The sequence below is a fragment of the Chryseobacterium sp. FR054 genome, assembly GCF_056844565.1.
Map to the genome: position 1 here is coordinate 65,839 of NZ_JBXDSA010000004.1, position 13,527 is coordinate 79,365.

11 protein-coding genes and 1 pseudogene are annotated in these 13,527 nt (G+C 39.3%); 6 read left to right on the forward strand and 6 right to left on the reverse strand.

Annotated features, from left to right (window positions below; genetic code table 11):
* Positions 1–2 precede the first annotated feature (2 nt).
* Complete coding sequence (gene fmt / locus AC106S_RS16530; RefSeq protein ID WP_482440718.1) at positions 3–947, forward strand: methionyl-tRNA formyltransferase; 945 nt, start codon at positions 3–5, stop codon at positions 945–947.
* A gap of 654 nt (positions 948–1,601) precedes the next feature.
* Here the strand turns inward: fmt and AC106S_RS16535 are convergent.
* The 3 genes from AC106S_RS16535 to AC106S_RS16545 form a co-directional block, all read right to left on the reverse strand.
* Entirely contained in the window at positions 1,602–2,183 is a 582-nt protein-coding gene (locus AC106S_RS16535) for a Crp/Fnr family transcriptional regulator (protein WP_482440720.1), read from the reverse strand.
* Positions 2,184–2,289: 106 nt separating this feature from the next.
* On the reverse strand, positions 2,290–3,411 hold the full coding sequence (ribB, locus tag AC106S_RS16540; protein WP_482440721.1) for a 3,4-dihydroxy-2-butanone-4-phosphate synthase: 1,122 nt from the start codon (positions 3,409–3,411) through the stop codon (positions 2,290–2,292).
* 67 nt (positions 3,412–3,478) lie between these two features.
* Positions 3,479–4,483 (reverse strand): LLM class flavin-dependent oxidoreductase, encoded by a 1,005-nt coding sequence (locus tag AC106S_RS16545; protein ID WP_482440723.1) that lies wholly within the window; start codon positions 4,481–4,483, stop codon positions 3,479–3,481.
* A gap of 223 nt (positions 4,484–4,706) precedes the next feature.
* Here AC106S_RS16545 and AC106S_RS16550 point away from each other — a divergent pair, with 223 nt between their 5' ends.
* Positions 4,707–5,366, forward strand: a complete 660-nt coding sequence (locus tag AC106S_RS16550; RefSeq protein ID WP_482440725.1) for a hypothetical protein — start codon at positions 4,707–4,709, stop codon at positions 5,364–5,366.
* A 100-nt stretch (positions 5,367–5,466) separates the two neighbouring features.
* Here the strand turns inward: AC106S_RS16550 and AC106S_RS16555 are convergent, their stop codons facing one another.
* Entirely contained in the window at positions 5,467–7,596 is a 2,130-nt protein-coding gene (locus tag AC106S_RS16555) for a helix-turn-helix domain-containing protein (protein ID WP_482440726.1), read from the reverse strand.
* An 82-nt stretch (positions 7,597–7,678) separates the two neighbouring features.
* Between AC106S_RS16555 and AC106S_RS16560 the strand changes: the two genes are divergently transcribed.
* On the forward strand, positions 7,679–8,125 hold the full coding sequence (locus tag AC106S_RS16560; RefSeq protein WP_482440728.1) for a hypothetical protein: 447 nt from the start codon (positions 7,679–7,681) through the stop codon (positions 8,123–8,125).
* A 149-nt stretch (positions 8,126–8,274) separates the two neighbouring features.
* On the opposite strand, the gene AC106S_RS16565 is transcribed toward AC106S_RS16560, so the two are convergent.
* Complete coding sequence (locus tag AC106S_RS16565; RefSeq protein WP_482440729.1) at positions 8,275–8,811, reverse strand: gamma carbonic anhydrase family protein; 537 nt, start codon at positions 8,809–8,811, stop codon at positions 8,275–8,277.
* A gap of 206 nt (positions 8,812–9,017) precedes the next feature.
* Here AC106S_RS16565 and AC106S_RS16570 point away from each other — a divergent pair, with 206 nt between their 5' ends.
* Positions 9,018–9,896 carry a NifU family protein gene (locus AC106S_RS16570; protein ID WP_482440731.1) on the forward strand — a complete coding sequence of 293 codons (879 nt, stop codon included), beginning with the start codon at positions 9,018–9,020 and terminating at the stop codon, positions 9,894–9,896.
* A gap of 91 nt (positions 9,897–9,987) precedes the next feature.
* A complete protein-coding gene (hemH, locus tag AC106S_RS16575) occupies positions 9,988–11,040 on the forward strand; it encodes a ferrochelatase (protein ID WP_482440733.1) in 1,053 nt (350 codons plus the stop codon).
* A gap of 529 nt (positions 11,041–11,569) precedes the next feature.
* On the opposite strand, the gene AC106S_RS16580 is transcribed toward hemH, so the two are convergent.
* The gene (locus tag AC106S_RS16580) at positions 11,570–12,787 is read right to left on the reverse strand and encodes a type IX secretion system plug protein (protein WP_482440734.1); all 1,218 of its coding nucleotides are present in this window, start codon (positions 12,785–12,787) and stop codon (positions 11,570–11,572) included.
* Between the two features lie 69 nt (positions 12,788–12,856).
* Here AC106S_RS16580 and AC106S_RS16585 point away from each other — a divergent pair.
* Positions 12,857–13,495, forward strand: a pseudogene (locus AC106S_RS16585) (MBL fold metallo-hydrolase).
* Positions 13,496–13,527: the final 32 nt, after the last annotated feature.

A 13,527-nucleotide genomic window follows, 5' to 3' on the forward strand; every position in this document is an offset into this window, starting at 1 on the left:
CCATGAAATCATTGAAAGTTGTTTTTTTAGGAACTCCCGAGTTTGCAAGAACCTCTCTGGAAGCTATTCATCAATCGAATCACGAAGTGGTAGGTGTGGTAACCGTTGCCGATAAAGCGAGTGGCCGCGGACAGAAAATAAACCAGTCTCCCGTAAAAATATATGCCGCAGAAAACAACATCCCGGTTTTCCAGCCTGAAAAACTGAGAAATCCTGAATTTCTGGAAGAACTGAGAAAATTAGAAGCTGATGTTTTCGTAGTGGTAGCCTTCAGAATGATGCCGAAAGTTCTTTTCGAAATGCCTAAAATGGGAACCTTCAATCTTCATGCCTCCCTGCTTCCCGATTACAGAGGTGCAGCACCGATTAATTATGCTGTCATCAACGGGGAAGAAAAAACAGGAGCCACCACTTTCTTTATCAACGAAAAAATAGACGAAGGGAATATTCTTCTTCAGGAAGAGCTTGAAATTCTAGCGGATGAAAATGCAGGCAGCCTTCATGACCGTTTAATGGTAATGGGTTCCGGACTTGTTGTAAAAACCCTGGACGGCCTTGCTGAAAATACCATCACCGAAAAACCGCAGCCCAATACAGAACATCCAAAAAACGCTTACAAGATCTTCAAAGAAGATACCCGCATCAACTGGAATGCACCGTCAAAAACAGTTCATCAGTTTATTCTCGGGATGTCTCCATACCCGGCTGCATTCACCACTCTAAAAATAGGAGAAGAGGAAAAAGGACTAAAGATATTTGCCGGAAAATTTGAGATTACAGATCATGGAAAACCATCAGGGACACTTGATATCTCAAAAAATGAATTCAAGATCTACACGCAGGACGGGGTTTATTTTCCCCAGGAATTACAGCTGGAAGGGAAAAAGAGAATGACAGTGAAGGATTTCCTTAACGGTTTCAGAAATTTTGAAGAGATCAGTCTGTAAATAAGAAAGGAAGACGGATGATGGAAGCCATTATTCTCCTTATATAAAACAGAGCCGGTTCTCCCTGAAGATCCGGCTTTTTCTATGAATGAAAACTATTGATTTATACTTTATTGGTTAAAAAAAACATCCACAAATATCTGTGAAATAAGTATAATTTGTGGGAAATTATTTCAACCACAAACCCGAAGGTTCGACGTAGTCAGAAGTAACAAAAGAATTTTAACACCTTAGTATCAATAAGTTTAAATGCTTTGAGTATAGAAGTTCACATAGGCCTAAAAAAATCTACGATTTTTATTGAATGAAAACAGATCTGCTCAATCTGCCGAATCTGCGAGACCATAAAATATTCCGGGTGATCTATGAAGAAATAAACCCACCACAAAAATCAGTGAAATCTGAGCGATCTGTGGGAAATATTTAACCACAACAGGCGCAAAAGATTTAACACCTTAGTATCAATAAGTTTAAATGCTTTGAGCATAGAAGCTCACTTAAGATAAAAATCTACGATTTTTATGTATTTCAACGATGCAAAATTTTATCGGAGAAAAAATCCTAGCACCTTTTTATGGAGTTTATAAAATTATTCTTGCGGCATTGCGTATCCCAACAAAAAAAATCCGCTGAATCTACAAGAGTTTTTATACTCTAACCTCTACTGACAATTTTCCTGCGGATCCTGCTGATAAACTCGGGAGTTACTCCCAGATAAGAGCCAATCTGTATATTGGTAAGACGGTGGGCAATCTGTGGATAATCTCTGAGAAAATCCTGATACCTTTCATCCGACGGCTTATTTAGATTATCAATTATTCTACGCTGAAGAGCAATGATAGACATCTGAAACTTGAGCCTCATGAGTCTTTCTATTTCAGGAAGCTCATCATAAAGTTTTTCTTTATCTTCCCTGGAAATCAGAAGAATCTCACTGTCTTCAATAGCCTGGATATTGAGCTGTGAAGGAATCTGATTGATAAAGCTGTCCATATCCGAAAGCCACCAGTCTTCTATTCCGAAATGCAGAATCTGCTCAACTGCGTTTTCATTAGTCCGGAATACTTTAAAACATCCTTTCAGGACAAAACCTTCATAAGTACAGATATCGCCTTCTTTCAGCAGAAATTCTTTTTTACTAATTCTCCGTAGAATAAAAGCTCTGCAATATTTTTCCAGCTTTTCATCTGAAATTTCAATATATTCCCTGATGTGTTTTTTCAAAGGCTCCGTCATGGTTTAAAAATAAAAAAAGGTTCAGAAAAATCCTAAACCTTTTTGTTATTTATGTATCAACAGCTTCACAACAAAGTTGATTCACTATTGGCTATTCACTTATTTATTACAGCTGAACCAGCTCAGTCACTTCCACATCATAACCACCCACCTGAGGTTTGATATTCGGGTTCTGAGTAATTACTTTAAATTTATTGATTCCCAGGTTTTTCAGAATCTGTGTTCCGATCCCATAATCCCTGTAATTGTAGGCTAAAGTAGGATGCTGCTCCTGCCCGTCCTGATAATTCAGGAACTGCTGAAGTTTTCTCAGTGTATTTTCAGAATTGGAAACATTATTGATGAAGATAATGGCACCTTTCCCGGCTTCATTCACCATGTTGGTCACTTTTTCCAGCAAAGGTTTTTCACCGTTATTCAGTCTGGTAAGAACATCGAAATAAGAATCGGAAGACTGAACTCTCACCAAGACAGGTTCATCAACAGTCCATGCTCCTTTTGTCAAAGCAAAATGGATCTGGTCATTTGAAGTTTCTCTGAAAGCAAAGAAATCATAGTCTCCGTAAGCCGTTTTCACTTTTCTTTCTTCTATTCTTTCGATCAGGTTTCCTTTTTTAAGCTGATAATGGATCAGATCTTCGATAGAAACGATCTTCATATCGTGTTTCTGAGCAAAAGCATAGAGATCCGGTAAACGGGACATGGTTCCGTCATCATTCATGATCTCACAGATCACTCCTCCTTCTTTCAGGCCGGCCAGATGAGTCAGATCAATCGCCGCTTCTGTATGTCCGGCTCTTTTCAGAACACCTCCTTTTCTTGCGCGTAAAGGGAAGATGTGTCCCGGTCTCATGAAATCCGTAGGTTTCGATTTTTCGTCCATCAGTGCCAAAATGGTTTTGGCTCTGTCTCCTGCAGAAATTCCAGTGGAAGTTCCGTTTCCAAGAAGGTCAACCGATACGGTGAAGGCAGTTTCTTTAGGGTCGCTGCTTCTGCTTACCATTACTTCAAGTCCTAACTCATCGCATCTTTTTTCAGGAAGCGGCATACAGATCAGCCCTCTTCCGTGAAATGCCATAAAATTGATAATTTCCGGGGTTGTCAGCTCCGCCGCGCAAAGAAAATCTCCTTCATTCTCTCTGTCTTCATCATCTACTACTATGATTATTTTACCATTTTTAAGGTCTTCAATAGCCTCTGGAATAGTATTTAATTTAATCTCAGACATGTTTACTTTTTATTTATGCAAAGATACTCATAAAAATAAGCATCTGCCAATTAATCGGGATGGTTTGTTACGCTTTGGATAATGAGTTTGCTGCCTCTCTGAAAATTTCATAAGATCTCAGCCTTTTCTGATGGTCATAAATGTGGGAATTGATCATCAGCTCATCCACACTGAACCTTTCCTGAAAATCCCTGAGCTTCTGTTCAACCTCAGCCTGGTCTCCTATAAAAGTATACCTCAGCTTCTGAAGCACCATCGACTTTTCCATCGGCGACCAGATATCATCCATATCCTCTACCGGCGGTGCAAAAGGCTTCCTGTCATTTCTCACGATATTGATGAATGCCTGGAATAAAGTGGTAGAGATCTTATGGGCCTCCTCGGAAGTTTCTGCCGCCACCCCGTTTACACAGGCTATGATGTAAGGCTTATCCAGCTGTTTTGAAGGCTGAAAATGTTCCCTGTAAATCTTAAACGCCATTTCCATATGCTCAGGAGCAAAATGTCCCGCAAAAGCATAAGGCAGTCCAAGTTCTGCTGCCAGCCATGCGCTGTCTGTACTCGATCCCAGGATATAAAGCGGAATATCAAGCCCTTCTCCCGGAATAGCGCGAACCATCGCGTCTGAATTTTCTTCAGAAAAATACCTCTGTAACTCCAGGATCTGTCTTGGAAACTGTTCATTGATGATAGCCGGATTTCTGCCTAATGCCTGAGCGGTAAGCCCGTCAGTTCCCGGAGCTCTTCCCAGTCCCAGGTCTATTCTACCAGGAAAAAGAGATTCCAAAGTTCCGAACTGTTCGGCAATGATCAGTGAACTGTGGTTGGGAAGCATAATTCCTCCGGATCCTACCCTTATAGTTTTCGTTCCGTTGGCAATAAAACCGATCAGAACTGAAGTGGCAGAACTGGCGATGCTTTCCATATTATGGTGCTCGGCAAGCCAGAACCTTTTATAATCTAAACTTTCAGTATGATTTGCTAAAGACAGACTGTCCTGAAAGGTATCATGAATGCTTTTCCCCTGCTTTACCGGTGCAAGGTCTAAAACAGAAATTTCAAAATTTTTCATAATTCTAAATTTGGGTTAAAAAACCGAACAAATTTAAAATATAAAAACTGCATTAGTTACTTTTTGTAATTAATAAAACCGATCGATCAGTTCAGGGAAAAACTATTGGAATTTTAATTTTTGTTTAAAGTAATTTATTTATAGAATTTATACTTTTGACAGATAAATATTTGTGTTAACAACTTTTTGAAATTATTTCCCTGAACCTTAATTCACATAAGAAATGGCAAGAAATACTGAAATTTATACATTCAACCAAGAAAAAGCAAGAAAAAACTTACTGCCTTTAATAAGCAATACTGTTTTGCACAAAAAGTCTTTTTCTCAGTTTTTAAAGGCGAGAAGAGAGGAATTCGGGGACCATTTCAATGCCTGTGAAAACAAAATTGCCCAAATAATTTCAACAGATATCAATTATATTCAACCAGAAGATCTATTGGAAATCATGTTTTTTCTTGATGAAGAAATTACATATAACAAGAATATTTTAGAAAAAAATATTGACTCATACGGAGTCAACCTGTTGTATGAGCTTCCTACTAAAACAGTATGTTATAGCTATATGTACCAATACAGCAATTATACCAGTTATTATCCTATAGAAGAAACGATGGATGCAGAATATTGCGGGTATAATATTTCTGCTGAAGATTTTCTGAGATTTAATGATTATATGATTCTTCTTACTAAAAAAATATTAGACAGTGGAATTGATGGATATCAATACACTGAGGAGGATTTCACAGACCTTGAGAAAAAGGCATTTGAAGTTATAAATAATAAATTTGCAGGTGATAAAGAACTTCACAAAATCATTGAAGAAGAGTTTCTCTATCTTAAAAACGGTGTAGATAACAAAATAATGATGGAGCAACACAAATAGTTTGGTACGCATCAGCATTTTTATCTAAATCCGTAGAAATGTTGGAAAGCATTAATCTTCAAGATAGAGTTGTTATTCTGGATTACTAATAAAAACATTCTTAGATCCTACCCTTCTCCTTCAGAAAATTATAATGATTGATCAGAATCCTGATCTCATTGAATTCAAAACTGCTTGGAAGTGCATTCTTCCATTCTGTCAATGTTTCATGAGGATTTTTATAGAATTCCGTTTCAAAAGCTTTGATCTTGTCTGAAGTAATTACCCTGGCAATATCCAGCAGACCCTGTTCCGCAAATTTTGCCAGGTGTCCGATGACGGTTTCCTTCACCAGCCCTCTTTCCAGAGCAATTTCACCGATGGTTTTACCCTGTTCAAATAGCTGGAAGGTAAGAACCTGAGAAGGAACTTTAGCGATCTTCATACTGATTTCCTTATCATTTTTTTCATCTAAAAGTTTAGTTTCCAGCAGATAGGCTTCCTTCAGGCTGTTGAGGTATTCTTCAATATCTTCCAGCCAGTTTCTGAATTCCTCGTTATACTGCTTCAGTCCTTTTGCTCCTTTGATCTCGGCATAAAAATCTTTCAGCGGATTAAAGACCTTATCACGGATTTCTACAAAAAAGAAATTAACGGCTCCTTTCGTTTTATTCTCGATTTCGGACCATTCTTCTTTCTGTTCGATAAAATTGCTGACTTTCTGGAAAATCACCCTTTCCAGCTTTTCGAAGATCTTCCCGAGATTCACAATCTCATGTTTCAGCTGCACATACAGCTGGTTGGTTTTAACATGATCTATATTTTTGGTAACCACAGACAGCTGGTTCCAGTCTTCCACTTCCTTCAGAAACCACAGGCAGTTTACCGTACGGAGCACTTTTCTGATGCTGTAATCATATTTTTCTTTATTCAGAATCGCCTCTACATTATCGTTGGCAAGCGTATTCCCCTGAAACTGGAGAATCCTGTTATCTTTAAAAATAACATCCGGAGTAATCCTGGATTTCAACACAATACCTTCCAGTGTACGGCATCTCGACAAAGCAACATATACCTGCCCTGCTGTAAAACTCTTTCCGGCATCTATGATCACCTTGTCAAAAGTAAGCCCCTGACTTTTGTGAATGGTAACCGCCCAGGCCAGTTTGATCGGGAACTGTTCAAAGCTTCCCAGCACTTCTTCCTGGATATTTTTCTCGGTATCGAGGAAATATTTTTTCTGTTCCCAGACTTCCCTTTTTACGGTAATTTCCCTTTCACTGCCGTCCAGGATTACTTTGATCTCATTTTCATCCAAAGCTGAAATTTCCCCCAGTTTTCCGTTAAAGTATTTCTTTTCTCCGGAAATATCATTTCTGATGAACATCACCTGAGCCCCGATTTTCAGTTCCAGAAACTGTTCGTTCGGAAACTGGTTCTCTTTAAAATCACCAAAGAGCTTGGCTTCATAAGTATTCGGATTTACTTTGATTTCCGCCAGCTTTTCCTGATTGATCTCATCAGCCATTTTATTGTGGGAACACAGGTAAACGTAGGACTCGTTCCCCATTTCAAAATCCGGATCGTATCTTTCGTTGAGAAGATCAAAATCGATATTGGCGGTATCTCCGTCGCGGATGGCATTCAGGATTTCAAGAAAATCTTCATCAGACTGCCGGTATACTTTCGTTAATTCAATCGTCAGAAGGGGAATATCTTTCACCGCCAGGCTGTCGAAAAAGAAAGGTGAATCGTAGCACATCTTTAAAATATGCTCATCCCTTACTACCGGTGGAAGCTGATAAAGATCTCCGATGAACAGCATCTGAACCCCGCCAAACCGCTGATTATTTCTTCTGATAAACCGCAGCGAAAAGTCCATCATATCCAGAACATCGGCCCTGAGCATGGAAACCTCATCAATAATAATAACCTCAATTTCCCTTAAAAGCTTAAGCTTATCTTTCCTGTATTTAAAATGAGGCATCAGATCGGCGATATTATTCGCCAGACTTCCATCGATACGGTCTGTGGTGGGTAAGAAAGTTCTTAAAGGAAGCCCGAACATGGAATGAATGGTCACTCCACCGGCATTAATCGCGGCAATTCCCGTAGGAGCCACTACGATATACTTCTTCTTCGTCCTTTTTACAAAATCATTGAGAAAGGTCGTTTTTCCGGTTCCTGCTTTTCCCGTAAGAAAAACACTTCTGTTCGTATGCTCTATTAAGTCAAAAAAATGATTGTTCATCGCTTCAAAAATACGGAAAATGAATTTGATTTTCTTACCTTGGCATAACTTTTGGAAATTCTCAAACAGAACGTATTTTTTTATGAAAAAAGTTTTCATCCATATCCCGGTATTATTGTTTTGTACTACAATTACATTGGTTTCATGTAATACATCTAAAAATGCAGGTACTGATCTTCCAAAAGATATTGCCCAGAGACCCCTGGATGAAGACAGCCAGAGATATGACCAGGCCCAACTGGATAAATTAAAGGCCTCCATAGAATCTGAAGCTTCCGGAAAATGCACCAATGCTTCTGAATGGACTTTTGCCCCGATGGGTGCTAAAGCCTGCGGAGGACCTATGCTGTACATTGCCTATCCTAAAAAATCAGAAACTTCAATTCTTCCGAGAATCAATGTCTATACAGAAAAGGTAAAAGCATTTAATGAAAAATACAATATCACTTCCGACTGTATGATGGTAATGCCTCCTACCGCCGTAAAATGTTCGGGAGGAAAACCAGTTCTCGTGACGGAACAGCAGTAAAAAAGAAAAAAATCAAAGCAAAGGTTATATATCCCGTTGAATTATTCAACAAAAAACTCACTCAGGAGTTTATACTAAGGATTAAAACGAAAGCTCCGTCTACTGACAGAGCTTTTAATTTTTTTATATAGCTGCATAACGCATCAGGATTATCCTTCCACTTCTTTCACATTTCCCTTGTACCACGAAGAATACTTCACATAATTATCTGCAATTCTGTTTACTTCACCTTCCAGCAGCTGTGCAGAAATATCTTTGATTTTTCTTGCCGGCACCCCTCCCCAGACTTCTCCGGATTTGATATGGGTTCCCTGCGTTACCACAGAACCTGCTCCTACAATTGAATTTTCTTCTATCAGACAGTCGTCCATAACAATAGCTCCCATACCGATCAGGACATTATCTCTCACCGTACATCCATGAACAATGGCATTGTGGCCGATGGAAACATTATTCCCGATATTCAGAGGGTGCTTCTGATAAGTGCAGTGCAGCATAGCATTATCCTGAACATTGACCTTATCTCCCATTTTAATATAATGAACATCCCCTCTGATCACGGCATTATACCAGATACTGCAGTTCTCTCCCATCGTCACATCTCCGATAATGGTTGCTGTCTCCGCCAAAAAAGTTCCCTCACCGATCTGAGGCGTTTTTCCTAAAAGTTCTTTTATAATTGCCATAATTTTAATTTGATAATTTGAAAATATATCATTTTGGAAATATAAATCTCTGATTCCGGACCTGATCTGAAATAACAGGAATAAAAAAGGGCTCTCTTTCATTCCAACTTCTGATTTCAAATCACTGCGATAGCAAAAATCTAAATTCAAATCTCCAAGTTCTAAATTCTAATTGCGTATTTTTGTATCTCAAATTTAACGAAAAAATGCGTACAATACTTATAGAACCAACCGAAAACCCGAAAGTGATGAAATTTGTTGCAGATTACAATCTGATTCCGGGTTCTTTAGAGTTGGACAGAAGTTCAGATATTTCAGAAATTCCGCTGGCACAGGAACTTTTCAACTATCCTTTTGTGGAAAGAGTTTTCATTACGGCTAATTTTGTAGCTGTTGCCAAGCAGGACACAGTAGAATGGGAACATGTAGCGGAAAGCCTGAAAAATGTGATTGAAGACGAATTGCTGGCCAATCCCAGAATTTATCTTCAGAAGAAAAAGGAGATGTACCAGATCTATGCTGAGATGACTCCCAATCCGAATGTAATGAAATTCGTTTCCAGTAAACTGCTGCTGGATGGTTTCGTAGAAGTGAAATCCAGAGATGCGGCTGCTGAGGTTCCTTTGGCACAGGCTGTATTCAACGAGTTTGATTTTGCCAAAGAAATTTTTATTTCTGACAATTTCGTGGCCGTAACCAGAGATAACTCCGTGGAATGGCATGAAGTGATGATGGCCGTTCGCGCCCTGATCGCTGAATATCTTCAGAACGGAGGGAAAATTTCAACTCTTGAACCTCAGAAACATGAAAATCCGGTTGAAAAGATCATCAACAGGGATTATACGGAAGATGAGCAGAAAATTTCCGATATTTTAAATGAATATGTAGCTCCTGCCGTGGAAAATGACGGCGGAAAAATTTCTCTGATGGAATACGACCAGGAAAATAAAACGGCAAAGATGCTTTTACAGGGAGCCTGCTCCGGATGCCCAAGCTCTACGGCTACCCTGAAAAACGGAATCGAAAATATTCTGAAACAGTTTGTTCCTGATCTGGTAGAAAGAGTGGAAGCGGTAAACGGATAACCGTTGTAAAGCTTAAAGGTCTATGGATTTGAAGGCAAAAATCTTCAGTATCCAACATTAACTGAAATATACATCATAAAAAAAGAAAGTTTTGCAGAAAGAATCCCGAAATTCAAAGAAAGGAATTTTATTGGTCAATTTAGGATCGCCAAGATCTACGGCAGTAAACGATGTAAAGGAGTATCTTGATGAATTTTTGATGGATGAAAGGGTAATTGATTACCGCTGGATCTTCCGTGCCCTTCTTGTTCAGGGTATTATCCTGAAAACAAGACCTGCCAAATCTGCAGAAGCTTATAAAACCGTGTGGACGGATGAAGGCTCACCTCTGGTTGTTATTACTGAAAAAATCCGGAAAAAACTTCAGAAGCTGGTGGATGTTCCCGTAGAAATCGGAATGCGTTACGCACAGCCAAGCATTGAAGCTGGTATTCAGAAGCTGGTGGATCAGGGAGTTTCGGAAATCGTTCTTTTCCCACTGTATCCACAATATGCGATGAGTACAACGGAAACGGTTATTGAAAAAGCGGAAGAAGTACGGAAAAAGAAGTTTTCTAAGGTGAAGATCAATTATATACAGCCTTTCTACAACCGGGATATTTATATCAACTGCCTGGCAGAAAGCATCAGGGAAAAGCTTCCGGAAAATTTTGATGCCCTTCAGTTTTCCTATCATGGGGTTCCGGAAAGGCATCTCTATAAAACGGATCCGTCAAAGACCTGTAAAATTGATGATGCCAACTGTATCAACAGTCAGGTAGATACCCACAACGCCTACTGCTACCGACACCAGTGCTATAAAACCACGGAAGCTGTTATTGCTAAAATGGGACTTCCCAAAGAAAAAACCATCGTTTCTTTCCAGTCGAGACTGGGTAAAGATAAATGGATTGAGCCTTATACCGATGAAACGCTGGAAACCATTCCTAAAAAAGGCGTAAAGAATCTGGCCATCGTCTGTCCGGCTTTCGTTTCAGACTGCCTGGAAACGCTGGAGGAAATTTCCGAAGAAGGAAAAGAACAGTTTATGCACGGCGGCGGAGAAACTTTCCATTACATTCCATGTCTGAACGATGAAGACCGCTGGATTGAAGTTGTTAAAATCCTCTGCGAAGAAAAGTTAAATGACTTTTATCTCGTTTAAAATACAGGAACTGCCATATCAGGCGGTTCTTTTTTATTGCAGATTGTTGGTTAAATGCTAAAGGGCACAAAGGTTTTGAATCATTATGCTGCTTTTAGGGCGCAAGAAAATCAAAGATTTTCAGCAAATTTTACCGTATCAAATTTTATCGGAGATAAAATCCTTGCGCCTTATATCATAAAGCAGGTAAAAAATTAGCGCCCCTTTGCGTATTCCAACAAAAATCTGCTCAATCTGCATCATCTGCGGGAGAATAAAAAATAATCTTTAGTCTCGGAAAACGCAATGGCGCAAGTTTTTTTCATTATGCGACTGTTTTAGGGCGCAAGAAAATCAAAGATTTTCAGCAAATTTTACCGTATCAAATTTTATCGGAGATAAAATCCTTGCGCCTTATATCATAAAGCAGGTAAAAAAATAGTGCCCCTTTGCGTATTCCAACAAAAATCTGCTCAATCTGCATCATCTGCGGGAAAAAAAAAGAGACGCTTTTTATCAACGTCTCTTATTATTTTTAATGATCAAAATTCTATTTAGCCCCCACAGGTGTTCTGAATTCCCCGTATCCCATCAGCCCGTCATAATTTCTTCCGAAAGGTGCATAATATAAAAACGCCTGATAGAGGTTTTCTGTCTGCCAGAAATTCCCGTTGATTTCTCCAAAATTCAGGTTTCCATTACTTTCTTTGGTGGCCAGAATATAGTTATAGAAACCCTGTTTCAGAAATATCTTCGCTACATATTTCTTATTGGCGGCATCGTACTGCATCTGGTTTTCTTTGGAAGGTGTGAAATTGTTGAAACCACCCAGAACATAGATTTCTTTATCTACCGGATCAGAATCCAGGGAAAAATAAACCCATGAATAGTCTGCTTCCCGGTCTGCATTTCTTTCCAGTCCAAGATCATTTCGTCTGTAATACCAGGCACCGTTCACATCCGGCTGATACTGGTAATTAAGAGGAAAGGCCCAGACTGAATGCAGATAGGTCTGGTTCACTCCGTCTTTTAATTCAGTGGCACGAACCATATCCGCGGCCATGTTCATATTTTTATTATCGAAATAATAGAATTCGTTATTCCCGGGAAAAGTAAGGCTCATTTGCTGGAAAAGCAGTTGGTTTCCCAATGTAGCACTTGGCTTTAGGTTATTTACCGTTACATTGGGATTGTTGTTCTGCATCACATTAAGAGACATAGAATTCACATTGGAAGAAACATCTCCGCCTTTTGAAACGGCTTTTACCTCTACTCTCTGGTTGATATCCGGATTTTTGGCATCCGCAATTCTTGAAATATTCAATGCTAAGGTGGCGGCATCTTCCACAATATAGAATCTTCTTTTAAAAAGCGGTTTTTCAGCAGAATCCTTATAAACGATCAGTTCAAAGTTTCCTGAGATCTTCGGCTGAATCTTATCATTCGGGAATGTAAGTTTATAATGGGTATAAGGCTGAAGGGTATTGAAAGAATACTGGAACTGGTCCAGCAGTCCGTTCAGGCTTCCATTGGCAAATTCAGTAAAGAAAAGATTATCATCATTCCAGTTCCGGTCGTAATGTTTGATGGTATACCGGTAGATTTCGCTGGCATTGGTCAGGTCATCGAATCTGAGAACCAGCTGTTCACCGAACTTTATTACCGGAGTTTCGTCATTGGTCTGAGGATTAAACAGCTGGATGCTCTGGATATTCTGTCCCAAAACCAGCCCGCTTAAAGAAAGTAAAAATATGCGCAAAGTTTTCATTATGACGAAGATAACGAAAAATCGGGATTTTCTTAATAATATCGTACTTTTGAATAAAAAATATCCGATATGCTTCAGATTCAAGGTTTCGTATTCAATTTTGCAAGCGAAAACACTTATATCCTATACAACGAAAACAAAAACGCATGGTTAATAGATCCGGGAAATATGAGCCCGTAGGAAACCCGGGCAATTGATCATTTCATCACGGAAAACGGACTTCATATTCAGAAAATTCTTCTGACGCATGCTCATATTGATCATGTTTTGGGGCTTCAGTGGGCTTTTGATAAATTTAAAGTTCCGGTTTATCTGCACCGGGAAGATCAGGAAGTACTGGATATGCTTCAGGCAAGCGGCATGCGGTTTGGGATGACTATTGATCCCGTAAAAGTGGAAACCCAATATGTTACGGAAGGTGAAGAACTTGATCTGGACGGAGAAAAATTCAGAATTTATCATGTTCCGGGACATTCTCCGGGAAGTGTGGTGTATCACAACGAAAACCAGAAATTCATGATCTCCGGTGACGTTCTTTTTGAAGGCAGCATCGGAAGAACAGATCTTTACAAAGGAAATTACGAGCAGCTGATTGACGGTATCAAAACAAAACTTTTCGTACTGGATCCTGAAACGCAGGTTTTCTCCGGACATGGAAATCCTACGTCAATTGGTTTTGAGAAGCAGTATAATCCTTTTTTTAAGTAAAGAAACCTGAGAGTTCGGGTTAAGGAATTTTG

What these genes read in the sequence shown, in the direction of transcription:
- fmt (WP_482440718.1), top strand. Translation starts at nt 3, where the DNA reads ATGAAATCATTGAAAGTTGTTTTTTTAGGAACTCCCGAGTTTGCAAGA.
- AC106S_RS16535 (WP_482440720.1), bottom strand. Translation starts at nt 2,183, where the DNA reads ATGACGGAGCCTTTGAAAAAACACATCAGGGAATATATTGAAATTTCA.
- ribB (WP_482440721.1), bottom strand. Translation starts at nt 3,411, where the DNA reads ATGTCTGAGATTAAATTAAATACTATTCCAGAGGCTATTGAAGACCTT.
- AC106S_RS16545 (WP_482440723.1), bottom strand. Translation starts at nt 4,483, where the DNA reads ATGAAAAATTTTGAAATTTCTGTTTTAGACCTTGCACCGGTAAAGCAG.
- AC106S_RS16550 (WP_482440725.1), top strand. Translation starts at nt 4,707, where the DNA reads ATGGCAAGAAATACTGAAATTTATACATTCAACCAAGAAAAAGCAAGA.
- AC106S_RS16555 (WP_482440726.1), bottom strand. Translation starts at nt 7,596, where the DNA reads ATGAACAATCATTTTTTTGACTTAATAGAGCATACGAACAGAAGTGTT.
- AC106S_RS16560 (WP_482440728.1), top strand. Translation starts at nt 7,679, where the DNA reads ATGAAAAAAGTTTTCATCCATATCCCGGTATTATTGTTTTGTACTACA.
- AC106S_RS16565 (WP_482440729.1), bottom strand. Translation starts at nt 8,811, where the DNA reads ATGGCAATTATAAAAGAACTTTTAGGAAAAACGCCTCAGATCGGTGAG.
- AC106S_RS16570 (WP_482440731.1), top strand. Translation starts at nt 9,018, where the DNA reads ATGCGTACAATACTTATAGAACCAACCGAAAACCCGAAAGTGATGAAA.
- AC106S_RS16580 (WP_482440734.1), bottom strand. Translation starts at nt 12,787, where the DNA reads ATGAAAACTTTGCGCATATTTTTACTTTCTTTAAGCGGGCTGGTTTTG.